General features: G+C 59.6%; 15 protein-coding genes and 1 pseudogene. 11 read left to right on the forward strand and 5 right to left on the reverse strand.

What is annotated here, in order from left to right; genetic code table 11:
- Nucleotides 1-6 precede the first annotated feature (6 nt).
- From ileS to ispH, 4 genes and pseudogenes are all read left to right on the forward strand, one after another.
- Nucleotides 7-2,688 (forward strand): annotated as a pseudogene (gene ileS, locus ACIPIZ_RS21070) (isoleucine--tRNA ligase); the annotation flags it as partial.
- Nucleotides 2,681-3,193, forward strand: coding sequence for a signal peptidase II (lspA, locus tag ACIPIZ_RS21075; protein WP_064392414.1), 513 nt, complete (start codon nucleotides 2,681-2,683; stop codon nucleotides 3,191-3,193). The pseudogene ileS and the gene lspA, both read left to right, overlap by 8 nt.
- Before the next feature lie 7 nt (nucleotides 3,194-3,200).
- Nucleotides 3,201-3,638, forward strand: a complete 438-nt coding sequence (fkpB, locus tag ACIPIZ_RS21080; protein WP_175555644.1) for an FKBP-type peptidyl-prolyl cis-trans isomerase — start codon at nucleotides 3,201-3,203, stop codon at nucleotides 3,636-3,638.
- A 160-nt stretch (nucleotides 3,639-3,798) separates the two neighbouring features.
- Nucleotides 3,799-4,743: a 4-hydroxy-3-methylbut-2-enyl diphosphate reductase gene (gene ispH, locus ACIPIZ_RS21085; RefSeq protein WP_034153853.1), complete on the forward strand. Its 945-nt coding sequence runs from the start codon at nucleotides 3,799-3,801 to the stop codon at nucleotides 4,741-4,743.
- Here ispH and ACIPIZ_RS21090 read toward each other — a convergent pair.
- Complete coding sequence (locus tag ACIPIZ_RS21090) at nucleotides 4,715-5,269, reverse strand: GspH/FimT family pseudopilin (protein ID WP_064392418.1); 555 nt, start codon at nucleotides 5,267-5,269, stop codon at nucleotides 4,715-4,717. The two genes, ispH and ACIPIZ_RS21090, sit on opposite strands and share 29 nt — an antisense overlap.
- A 129-nt stretch (nucleotides 5,270-5,398) precedes the next feature.
- Here ACIPIZ_RS21090 and ACIPIZ_RS21095 point away from each other — a divergent pair, with 129 nt between their 5' ends.
- Genes ACIPIZ_RS21095 through thiO form a run of 7 tightly spaced genes read left to right on the forward strand, consistent with a single transcriptional unit; the run spans nucleotide 5,399 to nucleotide 12,164 of the window.
- Nucleotides 5,399-5,872 (forward strand): GspH/FimT family pseudopilin, encoded by a 474-nt coding sequence (locus ACIPIZ_RS21095; protein ID WP_064392419.1) that lies wholly within the window; start codon nucleotides 5,399-5,401, stop codon nucleotides 5,870-5,872.
- Nucleotides 5,869-6,318, forward strand: coding sequence for a type IV pilus modification protein PilV (gene pilV, locus ACIPIZ_RS21100; protein ID WP_064392422.1), 450 nt, complete (start codon nucleotides 5,869-5,871; stop codon nucleotides 6,316-6,318). The genes ACIPIZ_RS21095 and pilV overlap by 4 nt, the downstream gene beginning before the upstream one ends.
- A complete protein-coding gene (locus tag ACIPIZ_RS21105; protein WP_401167224.1) occupies nucleotides 6,315-7,028 on the forward strand; it encodes a PilW family protein in 714 nt (237 codons plus the stop codon). Before pilV ends, ACIPIZ_RS21105 begins: the two co-directional genes overlap by 4 nt.
- Before the next feature lie 11 nt (nucleotides 7,029-7,039).
- Complete coding sequence (locus tag ACIPIZ_RS21110) at nucleotides 7,040-7,519, forward strand: PilX N-terminal domain-containing pilus assembly protein (RefSeq protein WP_064392426.1); 480 nt, start codon at nucleotides 7,040-7,042, stop codon at nucleotides 7,517-7,519.
- Nucleotides 7,506-10,589: a pilus assembly protein gene (locus ACIPIZ_RS21115; RefSeq protein WP_401167227.1), complete on the forward strand. Its 3,084-nt coding sequence runs from the start codon at nucleotides 7,506-7,508 to the stop codon at nucleotides 10,587-10,589. The genes ACIPIZ_RS21110 and ACIPIZ_RS21115 overlap by 14 nt, the downstream gene beginning before the upstream one ends.
- Before the next feature lie 15 nt (nucleotides 10,590-10,604).
- Entirely contained in the window at nucleotides 10,605-11,006 is a 402-nt protein-coding gene (locus tag ACIPIZ_RS21120) for a type IV pilin protein (protein WP_064392431.1), read from the forward strand.
- Between the two features lie 57 nt (nucleotides 11,007-11,063).
- Nucleotides 11,064-12,164: a glycine oxidase ThiO gene (gene thiO, locus ACIPIZ_RS21125; protein ID WP_105708381.1), complete on the forward strand. Its 1,101-nt coding sequence runs from the start codon at nucleotides 11,064-11,066 to the stop codon at nucleotides 12,162-12,164.
- 89 nt (nucleotides 12,165-12,253) lie between these two features.
- Here thiO and ACIPIZ_RS21130 read toward each other — a convergent pair whose 3' ends face one another.
- The 4 genes from ACIPIZ_RS21130 to ACIPIZ_RS21145 all read right to left on the reverse strand — a co-directional run bounded on the left by ACIPIZ_RS21130 (nucleotide 12,254) and on the right by ACIPIZ_RS21145 (nucleotide 16,561).
- A complete protein-coding gene (locus ACIPIZ_RS21130) occupies nucleotides 12,254-13,600 on the reverse strand; it encodes a sigma-54 dependent transcriptional regulator (RefSeq protein ID WP_122853784.1) in 1,347 nt (448 codons plus the stop codon).
- Complete coding sequence (locus tag ACIPIZ_RS21135; RefSeq protein WP_122660849.1) at nucleotides 13,597-15,186, reverse strand: ATP-binding protein; 1,590 nt, start codon at nucleotides 15,184-15,186, stop codon at nucleotides 13,597-13,599. Before ACIPIZ_RS21135 ends, ACIPIZ_RS21130 begins: the two co-directional genes overlap by 4 nt.
- Nucleotides 15,176-15,418, reverse strand: a complete 243-nt coding sequence (locus ACIPIZ_RS21140) for a PP0621 family protein (protein ID WP_064392436.1) — start codon at nucleotides 15,416-15,418, stop codon at nucleotides 15,176-15,178. Before ACIPIZ_RS21140 ends, ACIPIZ_RS21135 begins: the two co-directional genes overlap by 11 nt.
- 126 nt (nucleotides 15,419-15,544) lie before the next feature.
- The gene (locus ACIPIZ_RS21145; RefSeq protein WP_077574589.1) at nucleotides 15,545-16,561 is read right to left on the reverse strand and encodes an outer membrane protein assembly factor BamD; all 1,017 of its coding nucleotides are present in this window, start codon (nucleotides 16,559-16,561) and stop codon (nucleotides 15,545-15,547) included.
- Nucleotides 16,562-16,640: the final 79 nt, after the last annotated feature.

Here is a 16,640-nt window from a genome sequence, read left to right on the forward strand (position 1 = left end):
CCGTAGTTCGTTCTGCTCGACGGCCCTCCGTATGCCAAAGGCACGATCCACATCGGTCACGCACTGAACAAGATTCTCAAGGACATGATCATCCGCTCGAAGACCCTGTCGGGCTTCGACGCGCCGTATGTTCCGGGTTGGGACTGCCACGGCCTGCCGATCGAGCACAAGGTTGAAGTGACCCATGGCAAAAACCTGGGCGCGGATAAAACCCGCGAACTGTGCCGTGCCTACGCCACCGAGCAGATCGAAGGGCAGAAGTCCGAGTTCATCCGTCTCGGCGTGCTGGGTGACTGGGCCAACCCGTACAAGACCATGGATTTCAAGAACGAGGCCGGTGAAATCCGCGCCCTCGCTGAAATCGTCAAGGGCGGTTTCGTGTTCAAGGGCCTCAAGCCGGTGAACTGGTGCTTCGACTGCGGTTCGGCCTTGGCTGAAGCGGAAGTCGAGTACGAGAACAAAAAGTCCTCGACCATCGACGTAGCATTCCCGATCGCTGACGAAGCCAAACTGGCTGCCGCGTTCGGTCTGCCGTCGCTGAGCAAGCCTGCCTCGATCGTGATCTGGACCACCACCCCGTGGACCATCCCGGCCAACCAGGCGCTGAACGTGCACCCGGAATTCAACTACGCGCTGGTTGATGTCGGTGACAAGCTGCTGGTACTGGCCGAAGAGCTGGTCGAAGCGTGCCTGGCTCGTTACAGCCTGGAAGGTTCGGTCATCGCCACCACCACCGGTAAAGAACTTGAGCTGATCAACTTCCGTCACCCGTTCTACGACCGTCTGTCGCCGGTGTACCTGGCTGACTACGTCGAACTGGGCGCTGGCACTGGCGTGGTTCACTCCGCTCCGGCCTACGGCGTGGACGACTTCGTGACCTGCAAGAAATACGGCATGGTCAACGACGACATCCTCAACCCGGTGCAGAGCAACGGCGTATACGTGCCGTCGCTGGAATTTTTCGGCGGCCAGTTCATCTGGAAGGCCAACCCGGCCATCGTCGACAAGCTGACCGAAGTCGGTGCGCTGATGCACACCACCGTCATCGAACACAGCTACATGCACTGCTGGCGCCACAAGACCCCGCTGATCTACCGCGCCACTGCGCAGTGGTTCATCGGCATGGACAAAGAGCCAACCAGCGGCGACACCCTGCGTGTGCGCTCGCTCAAAGCCATCGAAGACACCCAGTTCGTGCCGGCCTGGGGCCAGGCGCGTCTGCATTCGATGATCGCTAACCGTCCGGACTGGTGCATCTCGCGTCAGCGCAACTGGGGCGTGCCGATCCCGTTCTTCCTCAACAAGGAAAGCGGCGAGCTGCACCCACGCACCGTTGAACTGATGGAAGAAGTCGCCAAGCGCGTTGAAGTCGAAGGCATCGAAGCCTGGTTCAAGATGGACGCTGCCGAACTGCTCGGCGACGAAGCGCCGCTGTATGACAAGATCAGCGACACCCTCGACGTCTGGTTCGATTCGGGCACCACGCACTGGCACGTCCTGCGCGGTTCGCACCCGATGGGTCACGAAAGCGGCCCGCGTGCCGACCTGTACCTGGAAGGTTCCGACCAACACCGTGGCTGGTTCCACTCGTCGTTGCTGACCGGTTGCGCCATCGACAACCACGCGCCGTACCGCGAACTGCTGACCCACGGTTTCACCGTCGACGAAGCCGGCCGCAAGATGTCCAAGTCCTTGGGCAACGTAATCGCGCCGCAGAAAGTCAACGACACCCTGGGCGCTGACATCATGCGTCTGTGGGTCGCTTCGACCGACTACTCCGGTGAGATGGCGGTTTCCGACCAGATCCTGCAGCGCAGTGCGGACGCCTATCGTCGTATCCGTAACACCGCGCGCTTCCTGCTCTCGAACCTGACCGGTTTCAACCCGGCCACCGACATCCTGCCGGCTGAAGAAATGCTCGCGCTGGATCGTTGGGCGGTCGACCGCACCTTGCTGCTGCAACGCGAGCTGCAAGAGCACTACGGCGAATACCGTTTCTGGAACGTCTACTCGAAGATCCACAACTTCTGCGTGCAGGAGCTGGGCGGTTTCTACCTCGACATCATCAAGGACCGTCAGTACACCACTGGCGCCAACAGCAAGGCCCGCCGTTCGGCGCAAACCGCGCTGTTCCACATCTCCGAAGCGCTGGTGCGCTGGATCGCGCCGATCCTCGCTTTCACTGCCGATGAACTGTGGGAATACCTGCCGGGCGAGCGCAACGAATCGGTCATGCTCAACACCTGGTACGAAGGTCTGACCGAACTGCCGGCCGACGTTGAACTGGGTCGCGACTACTGGGAGCGCGTAATGGCGGTCAAAGTAGCGGTCAACAAAGAAATGGAAATCCAGCGCGCGGCGAAAGCCGTCGGTGGCAACCTGCAAGCCGAAGTGACGCTGTACGCCGAAGACGCCCTGAGCGCCGATCTGGCCAAGCTGAGCAACGAACTGCGCTTTGTCCTGATCACTTCGACCGCAAGCGTTGCGCCGTTCGTTCAGGCTCCGGCCGATGCGGTTGTGACTGAAGTCAGCGGCCTGAAGCTGAAGATCGTCAAATCGGCCTTCCCGAAATGCGCCCGTTGCTGGCACTGCCGTGAAGACGTCGGCGTAAACCCGGAACATCCGGAAATCTGCGGTCGTTGCGTCGACAACATCAGCGGCGCTGGCGAGGTTCGTCACTATGCCTAATGCCGTTGGCCGTTTCGGACGGTTGAGCTGGCTCTGGTTGAGTTTGCTGGTTCTGGTCATCGACCAGGCCAGCAAGTTCTACTTCGAAGGCAAGCTCGAAATGTATCAACAGATTGTGGTGATCCCTGATTACTTCAGCTGGACCTTGGCCTACAACACCGGCGCTGCCTTCAGCTTCCTGGCCGACAGCTCCGGCTGGCAGCGCTGGCTGTTTGCCCTGATCGCAATTGTGGTCAGCGCCGTGCTGGTGGTCTGGCTCAAGCGTCTGGGCCGCAACGAAACCTGGCTGGCCGTCGCTTTGGCGTTGGTGCTGGGCGGCGCGCTGGGCAATCTGTACGACCGCATTGCCCTCGGCCATGTGATCGATTTCATTCTGGTGCACTGGCAGAACCGCCATCATTTCCCGGCGTTCAACTTCGCCGACAGCGCGATTACCGTTGGCGCGATAATGCTGGCACTGGATATGTTCAAAACCAAGAAAACCGAAGAGGCCGTTCATGACTGATCAGGTATTGGCTGAGCAACGCATTGGCCAGAACACGGAAGTCACTTTGCACTTTGCATTGCGCCTGGAGAACGGCGACACCGTCGACAGTACGTTCGACAAAGCCCCGGCGACCTTCAAGGTCGGCGACGGCAACCTGCTGCCGGGTTTCGAAGCGGCGCTGTTCGGCTTCAAGGCCGGCGACAAGCGCACGCTGACCGTCGAGCCGGAAAACGCCTTCGGCCAGCCGAACCCGCAGAACGTGCAGATCATTCCACGTTCGCAGTTCGTCGATATGGAGTTGTCGCCGGGGTTGCTGGTGATCTTCAACGATGCGGCCAATACTGAGCTGCCGGGTGTGGTGAAAGAGTTCGACGACACGCAAGTGACCATCGACTTCAACCACCCGCTGTCGGGCAAGACGCTGACCTTTGACGTCGAGATCATCAACGTTAAAGCGATCTAACTGACTCTATAGAGTCAAATGTGGGAGCGAGCCTGCTCGCGAATGCTGACTGACATTCAACATAGATGTTGTCTGACACACCGCTTTCGCGAGCAGGCTCGCTCCCACAATGTTTTCCACCGTTTTCGCTATTTCTTGCGCGCAAGACACGAGGCACAGCATGCAAATCAAACTCGCCAACCCCCGTGGCTTCTGCGCCGGCGTGGACCGGGCGATCGAAATCGTCAACCGTGCCCTGGAAGTCTTCGGGCCGCCGATCTACGTGCGCCATGAAGTGGTGCACAACAAGTTCGTCGTCGAAGACCTGCGCAGTCGTGGCGCGATCTTCGTCGAAGAGTTGGATCAGGTGCCGGATGACGTCATCGTCATTTTCAGTGCTCACGGCGTTTCCCAGGCTGTGCGTACTGAAGCCGCTGGCCGAGGCCTGAAAGTATTCGACGCCACCTGCCCACTGGTTACCAAGGTGCACATCGAAGTGGCGAAATACAGCCGCGACGGTCGTGAGTGCATCCTGATCGGCCACGCCGGTCACCCGGAAGTCGAAGGCACCATGGGCCAGTACGACGGCAGCAATGGCGGCGCGATTTATCTCGTTGAAGACGAGAAAGACGTTGCCGAGTTGCAGGTGCACAATCCGGAAAAACTGGCTTTCGTTACTCAGACCACGCTGTCGATGGACGACACCAGTCGCGTCATCGATGCCTTGCGCACGCGCTTCCCGGCCATCGGCGGTCCGCGCAAGGACGACATTTGCTATGCCACGCAAAACCGTCAGGACGCGGTCAAGCAATTGGCCGACGAGTGTGACGTCGTGCTGGTCGTCGGCAGCCCGAACAGCTCCAACTCCAACCGCTTGCGTGAGCTGGCTGAACGCATGGCCACGCCGGCCTACCTGATCGACGGCGCCGAAGACCTGCAAAAGAGCTGGTTCGACGGTGTCGAGCGTATCGGCATTACCGCTGGTGCTTCGGCACCGGAAGTGTTGGTGCGTGGCGTGATCCAGCAATTGCAGGCTTGGGGCGCCACCGGTGCCGACGAACTGGCCGGGCGTGAAGAGAACATTACCTTCTCGATGCCTAAAGAGCTGCGCGTGCGTTCGATCTGACGCTTTTGGCTTTCTGACACAACGCCTGTTCAGCGCTTTTGCTGCTCAGGCGCACGCGACCGGTCGCTGCCAGCACTATCTGCTGCCGGCTGACCGGTTCGTCAGCCGAACAGATATGTAATGTCCCTGCCTGAAAGGCCCGACCGGGCATCAGTGGTTGTCCCAGACTGCTGAATCTGATGTAACGACTGACCAGCCAGTTGCCGACAACCGGCACCTTCGCCTCGCTCGCGTGCTCTACCAGCAGCGGATTGCTGCTGTCTTTCGGCCCGTTGCCGCTGATATCCAGAATGATCCGCCAGCCTTGGCTCCAGTCGCCATCGATGCCATGAATCACCACGCTCTGATTGCGGGTAATGGCCAGTGTTCGCGCGTTGCGGATACCGTCGAGCAGCGACTGCGCGGCCTGATCCCGCAGGTTCGATTCGCGCAGTGCCGCAAATGACGGACTGACCAGCAGCAGAACAATTGCGCCGATCGCCAGTCCCATAAGCAGTTCTACCAGGCTGAAACCTTGTTGCGGCATGCAAACTCCCTCCGTGGAGTGTGATGAGCGGCGCGATCCTTGCGCCGCGCAGGGCAAATCAACCGACATGGGCCGGTTGAATGTTCTAGCGTGTAAAGCAGGTATAGCCGACGGCAACGGAGGGCATCGATGGATCTTCGTACAAAAGGTTTCACGCTGATCGAGTTGCTGGTCGCATTGGCGATATTTGTCATCCTGATTACTTTGGCAATACCGTCGTTTACTCGAACCATACAAAGCAGCAGGGCCGATACCGAAATGGGCGACCTGCGACGTGCGATCAATTACGCCAGGCTCGAAGCCATTGATCGCGGCACCACCCTGCGCCTGCGGCCAAGCGCCGGCGGCAGCGTGTGGACCGGCGAATTGGCGGTCTATGACAGTACTGGCACTTCGGCCAATGTATTGCGGGTTGTTCCAGCGATGAGCAGCGGCGCCACTCTGACGCTAACCTCTGGAGTGACCGCGCTGGATTTCAACAACCTCGGCGGTCTGGCGGTGCCGTCCACAGCGGTGGTCATCAGTTACACGCTGGGAACGCAAAGCAGGACGCTGAACGTGTGTTTGAACGGACGAATACAATTGGGTGGAAGTTGCGGATGAGGGCAGGGAGTCAACATATACAGCAGGGTATGACGCTGATCGAGGTGCTGGTCGCGTTGCTGATTCTGACGGTCGGGCTGCTGGGCGCGGCGGCGGTGCAACTGAATGCGCTGAAGTACACCGACAGTTCGCGGATGACCAGCCAGGCCAGTTTCATCGCCTACGACATGATGGACCGCATCCGCGCCAACTCCGGCGCCGACTACACCATTACGCCTCCGACCTCGGGCAATCTCAGCGTTGCGCGGGATCAGGATCTCTACGATTTCACCACCAATATCATCAATTTTGGCGGGCCGACGGCGACCGGCAGCATCGCGCTCAATCAGCGGGTCTACACCATCACCATCAACTGGAGTGACGCACGGGCAGCCAACACCGCCAGTGCTCAACGCAGTTTTGTGCTGACTAGCCGCGCAGCAGTTGATCCGGTGGCTACGCCATGAAGCGGCGAAACCGTGGATTCGGTCTGATCGAATTACTCATCGTTTTGGCATTGGGGCTGATCGTGGTGCTGGGCGTGGTGCAGATATTCATCGCGGCAAAAAACACCTATGTCAGCCAGAACACTGCCGCGGCGATGCAGGAAGACGCCCGGTTTGTGTTGAGCAAAATGATTCAGGAAATTCGCATGGTCGGGATGTTCGGCTGTCTTGGCACCATCACCGATTCGAGCAGCGCAGGTGATTTCAACGCCTCGCAGGTCACACCGATCAGTTGGGACAATGCCAACCTCAAACTGACGCTGGTCACTGCCGATATTGGCAGCGGCGGCGGCACGCCAACCTGGACAGTGGTTTCCGATTGCCGCAACAGCGCCACGGCGTACACGGGTTTACGAGCGGCGGCGAGCGGGCAGATCGCGTTCCCGATCCGGCGTCTGATCTACAGCTTCAGCAACAATCAGATTCTCATGGGCACCGGCAGCGGCACACCGACCCAGCAGGTGCTGGTGAACAACGTCAGTGCTTTCAACGTCACGTTCGGTCTGGCCAGTTCGGCAACGGACGTGGCGGCCTCGACCTACAGCGCCAACCCCGCCGATCCGGCACGCATTCGCAGCGTGCGGCTGAGCCTGACCCTCAACGATCCGAGCAATCGGGTGCGCAATCAAACCTTCAACGTGGTTGCCGCTTTGCGCAACCGCTTGCAGTGAGGGGCGCGGCGATGAGGATGACTCTCCACACCCGTCAGGCGCAGCGCGGCATGGTCTTGCTGGTCAGTCTGGTATTCCTGTTGTTGCTGACCCTGATTGGTCTGTCGTCGATGCAGAGCGCCAACCTGCAGGAAAAAATGGCCGGCAGCGTGAGTCTGCGTAATCAGTCGTTTCAGACTGCCGAGGCGGCGTTGCGCATTGGCGAAAGTGCGGTGCAACTGGACAGTTATTCGCTGGCCGTGTGCAGCGGTACCACTCAATGCGCGCCGCCAGCGGAGTCGTCGGTGGTCAGCGCGGCGGGGCTCAACTCGACTTCCGGGGTGACCTGGATTGCGGCCGGCAATGGATTCTATGGAGTACAGAACATCGGTACGACTCTCACGGCCGTGAACGTACCGAGCAACACCTCGGCGACGTTGTATCGGGTTACAGCGGTCGGCATCGCCGGCACTTCGCGTAGCGTGGTGGAGAGTGTTTATGCGAAGTATTGAGCGCTGCATGTCACTGTTGATCGGCATGCTGCTGAGCTTTTATCTGGCCGCGCCGGCGTATGCGTTCACGCCTTCCGATTCGCCGCTGTTGAGTGCAGCAGCGGTGCCACCCAACGTCATGCTGCTGATCGACGATTCGGGGAGTATGAACAGCATCATTTATGCGGCCGGCTTCGATCCGACGGCTGATCGCACGCCGGCCCGGCAATGTAACGCCTTGCTGGGCTTGTGCCTGAGTTCGACGACAATCAGCGGTGACACGATCTTTCTGTCGAGCCTGCCGACATCAGGCTGTTCCGGCGGGGCCTATGCGTTCTACAACAACAGCCTGGCGCCGTTGTGTCTGAAGCTGCCGGATCCGGTGGGCAGCGGCAACACGCGTTATTCCGGGGACTACATTGCCTATGTAGTCGGGCTGGCCATCAACAATGGCACACGCGATTTCACCACTGGGGCGATTCCCGGCGACTACCGCATCAACGTAGCGCGCAACGTCTCCACAGCTTTGGTCAGCAGCAACCGCACGTTGCGTATCGGCCTGTCGACATTCAATCCGGCCACCAGCAACAATTCCGGCAATGGCGGTTTCATTGCCCGTGCGATCAGCGATTTGTCGCCGGTGTCCGGCAGCGTGACTCAAGCCCAGGCCGACACCAATTACAACGCACTGATCTCTTCCATCAACGGCTTGAGCGCCGTGGCCAATACGCCGTTGGCGGAAACCTATTACGAAATCACTCGTTACATGCGCGGCATGACGCCGTACTACAACAGCACACCGACCACCTACACCAGCCCGATTCAGTACCGCTGCCAGAAAAACTATGGTGTGGTGATCACCGACGGCTTGCCGACCTTCGACCGTACTTTCCCCACCAATGACCCACTGGGCGGCAGCCGTTTGCCGAACTGGGATGGCGTCAACAATGACGGCATCAATCTCAACGGTGACGGTGAAGGGGACACGCTGTATCTGGATGACATCGCCAAGTTTGCCTTTGACATCGATATGCGTTCGACCGGCACCGACGCCGCGGGCAAGAGCTGGAACGCGGTGGATTTTCCCAAGCAGAACATGAACACCTACACCGTGGGCTTCACCGCCGACAATGACATGCTGTCGGACGCGGCCAGTTACGGACAAGGCAGGTATTACCAGGCGACCGACAGTACCGGGCTCAACGCCGCCTTGTCCTCGGCGCTGAGCGACATCACGTCCAAGGCCGGCTCCGGCGGCGCGGGGGTCACCAGCGGCACCACACTGACCTCCAGCAGCAGTTTTTATCAAACCACTTATGACCCCAGGGATTGGCGCGGCACGATCAAGTCGTTCGGCTTCACCTCGGCCGGGACGGTCAATACCTCGGCGGCGCAGTGGACGACCGATACCACCATCGTGCCAGCCGCCACCGCCGCGACCTTTCAGTCGTGGAACACTCTGAGCAACGCAGCGGTAACCCTGGCCTACGGCAACTTTTCCCCGGCCCAGCAGACCACGCTGAGTCAGGGTTTGCCCACCGGCATCAGCGGCGTTGATCTGGTGGAGTGGAGCAAGGGAACCAACAAGGCCGGGCTGAAAGTGCGCAGTGTGCTGCTCGGCGACATCATCAATTCGCCGCTGGTGCTGGCGTCGCCAGCAGACAAAACCGCCGCCGATCTTTCCGGGGACACCAGCTACAGCACTTACCTGGCCACCAAGGCTGCAAACATGAGCGCCAGTCTGCTGGTCAACGCCAACGACGGTTTCGTCAACGTGATCAATTCGGCGAACGGCACTCGCCGCTACGCCTACATGCCGTCCAGTGTGCTGCCGTCGTTGCGGCTGATTGCCGACACCAACTACGTCAACGGCGTGAGCCACAAGTTTTTGGTCGACGGTCAGGTCGGGGTGTTCGACGCCCAGTCCGGCGCGGCGTGGAAAACCCTGGCCATTGGCGGCACCGGTGCCGGCGGCAAAACCTTCTACGGGCTGCAACTGTTTGATGCGTCTGCGGGCAATGTGATCAAGGCCTTGTGGGAGGTCAGTGCGCCGGCCACCGCCAGTACGGCGAACGCATTCAATGATCTGGGTTACGCCTATGCCCGTCCGGAAGTGGCACGCTTGGCCAATGGTCGCTGGGCGACTTTCATCGCCAATGGTTACGGCAGCAATTCGGGCGTTGCAGCTTTGTATGTACTGGATGCGCTGGACGGTTCGCTGATCAAAAAAATCGTTATCGACAGCACCGAAACCAGCAACGGTTTGTCGTCGGTGAAACTCAAGGTCAACTCTTCGAATGTGGTGCAGGCCGCTTACGGCGGCGACTTGAAAGGGCGGTTATGGAAGTTCGACCTGAGTGCCACTTCTCCCGACAGTTGGGGCGTGGCGTTTTCCGGCAAACCGTTGTTCACCACGGCGGGCGGCGCGGCGCAACCGATCACCGCGCAGCCGTTACTGGCGGATAATGCGCTGGGCGGCAAACAGGTCTTCGTCGGTACCGGCAAGTTCAACGAAACGGCGGACAAGACCAACAAGGATTTGCAGGCGTTTTATTCCGTGTGGGACGCCGATGGTGGTTCTGGTCAGTTGACCGTCAGCAGCTTGCAGCCGCAGGCGATCACGGGATCATTCTCCGGCAGCTCCGGGCAGTTTTTGACCACAACACAGAATGACACGACGTATCCGGCGCAGAAGGGTTGGTATCTTCCGCTGGTGTACAACAACGTGCTGACCGGCGAGCGGGTGATCAATCAGGCGAGTATCGTGCTGGGCCGTGTTGTCTTTACCACGGCGAGTGTTGATACCACTGATCCCTGTGCGAGTTTTGGTACTGGCAAACTGGTCGAACTGGATGCGTTCAGCGGTAAGATGCTCAATTACGCCGTGCTGGACACCAATTCTGACGGTTTGGTCGACAGCAATGACACGATCTCCAGCGGCGTGATATTCACCGGTGGCATTCCGACCCTGAACTTCATCTCCAGCGATGGCAAGCGCAAGGGTACGACCGACACCAGTGGCACCATCACGATCATTGTGGAAAAGGGCGGCGGCGGTAGCCGTCGTATCATGTGGCGACAAATCCAGTAAGCGAGAGTTTGAGGCATGCGTAGATCCAACCGAGGTTTCACCCTGATCGAAATCATGATCGTGATTGCGATCATCGGGATCGTCATCACCATCGCCGCACCGAGCTATACCGAGTACCTGAAAAAAGGCCGTCGCGCCGAAGTGGTGTCGCTGCTCTCGGAACAGGCGCAAACCCTCGAGCGCTTCTACACCAAGAACAATGTCTATACCGGCATCACCGGACTCAGCACGGGCAATGATTTCTACACCATCACCCCGACCATTGCTGACCAGACCTTCCTGCTGACCGCGACCCGCAAGACGGGCACGTCCATGGCCACCGACAAGTGTGGGGATTTCACCCTGACCAACACCGGCGTCCGTAACATGAACAATGCGACTACCGGGCTGACCACCAAGGATTGCTGGGGTCGCTGAGGCGCTTTCTTTCGGGTGCCTTTTGCGCCCACTGTCTTCTTTACGGTTGGATCAAACATGACCAGGCAACAGCAAGTGGTGATTGTCGGTGGCGGGGTAATTGGCCTGCTGACCGCCTACAACCTCGCCTCCGAAGTGCGCAGCGTGGTGCTGCTGGATCGTTCGAACCTCGGTCAGGAATCGTCCTGGGCGGGTGGCGGTATCGTTTCGCCGTTGTATCCGTGGCGCTATAGCCCGGCGGTTACCGCGCTGGCGCATTGGTCGCAGGACTTTTATCCACAGCTCGGCGAGCGTCTGTTTACCGACACCGGGGTCGATCCGGAAGTGCACACCACTGGCCTGTACTGGCTGGATCTGGACGACGAAGGCGAGGCACTGGCTTGGGCCGAGCGAGAAAATCGCCCGCTACGGGCTGTGGATATCTCGGCGGCGCATGATGCGGTGCCAGTGCTCGGCGGCGGGTTCTCCCGAGCGATCTACATGGCGGATGTCGCCAACGTACGCAATCCGCGTCTGGTGAAATCACTGAAAGCGGCACTGCAGGCATTACCGAACGTGACCATTCACGAACAATGCGAAGTCAGCGGGTTTGTCCGCGAGGGTGAGCAGGTTGTTGGCGTCGAGACGTCGAAGGGTGTGATCAAGGGCGATCAGATCGTGCTGACCGCTGGGGCGTGGAGCGGTGATCTGCTCAAAACGCTGGACCTGACACTGCCGGTCGAACCGGTCAAAGGCCAGATGATTCTCTACAAGTGTGCGGCGGATTTTTTGCCGAGCATGGTATTGGCCAAGGGCCGTTATGCGATTCCCCGTCGCGACGGGCATATTCTGATCGGCAGCACGCTGGAGCACGAAGGCTACGACAAGACACCGACCGATGTCGCGCTGGAAAGTCTCAAGGCTTCAGCGGTGGATCTGCTGCCGGCGCTGGCGAATGCCGAGGTGGTCGGGCACTGGGCGGGGTTGCGTCCGGGTTCGCCGGAAGGAATTCCGTACATTGGCCGGGTGCCGGGGTTTGCGGGGTTGTGGCTGAACTGCGGGCATTACCGCAACGGGCTGGTGCTGGCGCCGGCGTCGTGTCAGTTGTTTGCCGATGTGATGCTCGGCCGCACGCCGATCATTGATCCGGCGCCGTATGCGCCTGAGGGTCGCATTTAAAGCAAGATCAAAAGATCGCAGCCTTCGGTAGCTCCTACATTGGAATGCGTTTCCTGTAGGAGCTGCCGAAGGCTGCGATCTTTTAGGATTTAATCCAGACCGAGTTTTTTCAGTCTGTAGCGCATCGACCGAAACGACAGACTCAACCGCTGCGCCGCTGCTGTGCGATTCCAGCGCGTCTCCTCCAGCGCCTGCAAAATCAGCTTCCGCTCAACGTTCTCCAGATAATCCTCAAGATTATCGATCTGGGTCAGATCGGCGATCCCGCCATCCGCCGCGCAGTTGCCTTCGCTCAGACGTAAATCTTCAGCCTCGATCGTACGGTTTTCACATAAGGTGTGTGCGCGCTCGAGCACGTTCTCCAGCTCCCGCACATTCCCCGGAAACCGGTAATTCTTCAACGCTTCCAGCGCCTGTGGATGAAGGCGCGCAACGGGCTGAGCACTGTCCTTGGCCAAACGCTTGAGCATATTGGCCGCGAGCACTTCAATGTCATCACGGCGCTCACGCAGCGACGGCACGCGCAGTTCGATCACGTTCAAGCGGTAATAAAGGTCCTGACGAAAGCGTTCGGCCGCGACTTCGGCATCAAGATCCTTGTGCGTGGCGCAAAGAATCCGCACATCAACCACGCTTTCCTGCTGGCCACCGATACTGCGCACGGCTTTTTCCTGGATCGCGCGCAGCAGTTTTACCTGCATCGACAGCGGCAAGTCCGCCACTTCATCGAGGAACAAGGTGCCGCCATTGGCCGCCTGAAACAGTCCGGGTTTATCCTCGACCGCGCCGGTAAAACTGCCTTTGCGATGGCCGAAAAACTCGCTTTCCATCAGCTCCGACGGAATCGCCCCGCAGTTCACCGGCACAAACGGCTGAGTGGCGCGCGGCCCCTGTTCGTGGATCAGCCGTGCCACCAGTTCCTTGCCGCTGCCCGACTCGCCACTGATATACACCGGCGCCTGACTGCGAGCGAGTTTGTCTATTTGCTTGCGCAGATTGCGCATCGGCGGGGAATCGCCGAGCAAGCGTCGATCAATGGAGGTAAAACTGCTTCCAGCCGCCGGCATGCGCAGGGCCGTGGCGACCAGCTCGCGCAAGCGGGTGAGATCCACCGGTTTGGTGAGAAAGTCGAAAGCGCCGGCTTTCAAGGCGTTGATCGCCGTTTCAAGGCTGCCATATGCGGTGATCATCGCCACTGGCAGTTGCGGATAACGTTGCTGAATATGCTGCACCAGTTCCAGCCCCGTGCCGTCGGGCAGGCGCATGTCGGTCAGGCACAAGTCGAAACTCTCGCGGTTCAGTAGCGCTTGGGCTTCAGCCAGATTGCGCGCGCTGTAGGTGTCGAGTTTCATCCGTCCCAGGGTGATTTCCAGGAGTTCGCGGATATCCGGTTCGTCGTCGACGATAAGAATTTTTTGCCGTGGGCTCGTGTTCAACTTTGTTTCCGTCCGTGAGCAAAGGTGATGCGAAAGCAGCCGCCGCCTTGGCGTGATTGAAAGTCTAGGCGCGCTTGGTTGCTTTCGCACAGCTCACGGGACAGATAAAGCCCAAGGCCGGTGCCCTGGCTGCTGGTGGTGAAAAAAGGTTCGAACAGATGTGTCTGTTCATCGGCGGGGACGCCCGGGCCGTTGTCCTGTACTTCGAGGATCGCCAATTGGCTGTCGGGATCGATAAACAGGGCCAGCCAGACTTGCGCCTGATCGTGCAGCAGGGCGCTGTGGCGCCAACCGTTGCGTAACAGATTATCGAGAATCTGCGTGAGCTGATCGGGGTCCATCAGCGTGATGAACTCCCCGGAGTTGATCCGCAGATGAATCTGCTGGCGCTCGCTGGCTTGTTCGCGGCTTTCGGCGACGAAGTTTTCCAGCCACGGCTTGAGGTCCAGCCGTTGCGGCGCGCTCTGCTGGCGGCGGGACAGTTGCAGGACGTTTTCGATGACTCGGTTCATGCGCTGGGAGTGGTCTTGAATGATCTGTGTCAGACGCCGATCGGCGCCGTCGAGTTCCTCGGACTCACCCAATAGCTGCGCAGCATGACTGATGGCACCGAGTGGATTGCGGATTTCATGGGAGATGCCGGCGGTCAGGCGACCGAGCGCAGCGAGCTTCAGTTGCTGAGCCTGCTGGGCGATTTGCGCGAGGTCTTCGAGAAACACCAGTGTTTGCTGGTTCGGGCTTTGTTCCAGAGCGATGAAGCTCGGTTGCAGTTCCAGACCGTTGCCGGGGATTTTCAGGCTCTGTGGGCGTAAGGTCGGGTTGTTCATCCACAGTTGCAGGCGGTCGACCAGGGCTGGCGAATAATCGTCGATCAGATGGCCCTGCAAGTGTGACTGCGCGAGCAAGGTCTGGGCGCTGTGATTGGCCAGTTGCACCCGGCGCTCCTCGTCGAGCACCAGAATGCCGGTGCGCATGCGTTGCAGGATCAGCGCATTGAGCGCTTCGAGGCCGACGACTTCGCTGGCGCGTTGTTCGGCCAGCGTTTCACTGACCTCCAGCCGCCGAATCAGTCCCTGCACCAGCAACGAGGCGGCAAAGCACAGGGCGCCGAGCGTGCCGGCTTGCAGGTATTCATTGGCGCTCAGGGGATGATCGAAGCTCAGCAGGACACTCGAGCCGATGATACCCAGCGCGCCGATCGCGGCGATCAACAGGCCGATGCGCCGTCGTAGCAAGGTGTTGCTGATTGCCACCGAGACAATCAGCAAATTGCCCAGCGCGCTGCCAACGCCACCGGCAGCAAAGAACAAGCCGCATAAAAGCAGGACATCGACGAGGGCCAGACTGAACAGTTGCGCCGGCCGTCGTGTGTTCTCGAGGAATACCACCAACAGAATATTGAGAATCAGGTACAGCCAACTGCCGCCGCGCAGCAACCCGTCGTTGGCCGACGTCAGCAGGCGGTTGTCCATGTTGCTGGAGATCAGCAACACCAGGGTGATGCCGACGCTTAAACGGTAGAGATGGTAAAGGCGCAGCAGGCGCTGCGCCTGTTTGCTGTCGGCGTGGTTGGCCTCAGCGATCACTGGCACCCGGGCCTTGCTCAAGGTGAGCCTGGCTGCAATACCACTGTTGTTGCACGCTCAGCGCACGGTCGCGCGGCAGATGCACGCCGCAATGGGCGCAACGCACCATCGGCGCGGCGTCCTGCTCGCGTGATGTGCGATTGGATTGAGAGGACGCGGCAGGGGCCTTGAATTTCCGCCACAGCCAGATGGCGGCGAAAATCACGACGATCCAGAACAATAAACGAAGCATGATGAGCGGCTTTTCGACTGATGATCCGGCAGTTTAGCCAAGGACCTGACAAGCGCACAGCGGATTAAAGCGCAGAAACGAAAAAGGGAGATCCGCAGATCTCCCTTTCTTGTCCATCCGGTGTGATCAGTCGAACACGCCGAAAGTCATGTAGCTGAACCACGAACGGTCAGTGTTGCTCGACTCGGGCTCTGGCTCTTCGATCACGTCACCGTTCTCGTCTTTAGGCTTGAGCTCGTTCGGGATCGCGTCTTTCGCGTCCTGGAACTGCTTCTGCACGTCCTGGTTGGCGCGGGTTTCGCCCGGCGGCAGCGGAGGACGCGACTCGATCAGACCCAATGTCGCCTTGCTCAGGAACGAACGGTTGTCGGCTTCGGCAACCCGTGGCACGAACTGGCCGTCTTGCAGGCTCGGGTGATTCGGGTAGTTGAGCTTCAGGGTTTCCAGGCTGGTGTTGGCCAGTTCGTCCAGGTGCAGACGCTGGTAAGCCTCGGTCATCACCGCCAGGCCGTCGCCGACCGATGGGGTTTCCTGGAAGTTTTCCACTACATAGCGGCCACGGTTGGCGGCGGCTACATAGGCCTGACGGGTCAGGTAGTAGTCGGCCACGTGGATTTCGTAGGCGGCCAGCAGGTTGCGCAGGTAGATCATGCGCTGCTTGGCGTCTGGCGCGTAGCGGCTGTTCGGGTAGCGGCTGGTCAACTGGGCGAACTCGTTGTACGAGTCGCGCGCGGCGCCCGGGTCACGCTTGGTCATGTCCAGCGGCAGGAAGCGCGCCAGCAGGCCGACGTCCTGGTCGAACGAGGTCAGACCTTTGAGGTAGTACGCGTAATCCACGTTCGGGTGCTGCGGATGCAAACGAATGAAACGCTCGGCGGCGGATTTTGCAGCTTCCGGCTCGGCGTTCTTATAGTTGGCGTAGATCAGCTCCAGCTGTGCCTGATCGGCGTAGCGACCGAACGGATAACGCGACTCCAGAGCCTTCAGCTTGGCTGTGGCACTGGTGTAGCTATTATTGTCCAGGTCAGTCTGAGCCTGCTGATACAGCTCGGCTTCGCTGAGGTTTTCGTCTACGACTTCCTTCGATGAGCAAGCAGCGGTCAATGCGAGGATGGCGATCAGCAGCAGGTGTTTCACTTGCATGGCGGCTTGCGTCCCTATGACGGCCGCTGTCTTGGGCGGGGCCGTCCTGTTATGATGAGCGCCCCGTTGAAAAGCCTCG

This window comes from Pseudomonas sp. NPDC087690 (genome assembly GCF_044743175.1).
In the GTDB taxonomy this organism is placed as follows: Bacteria; Pseudomonadota; Gammaproteobacteria; order Pseudomonadales; family Pseudomonadaceae; genus Aquipseudomonas.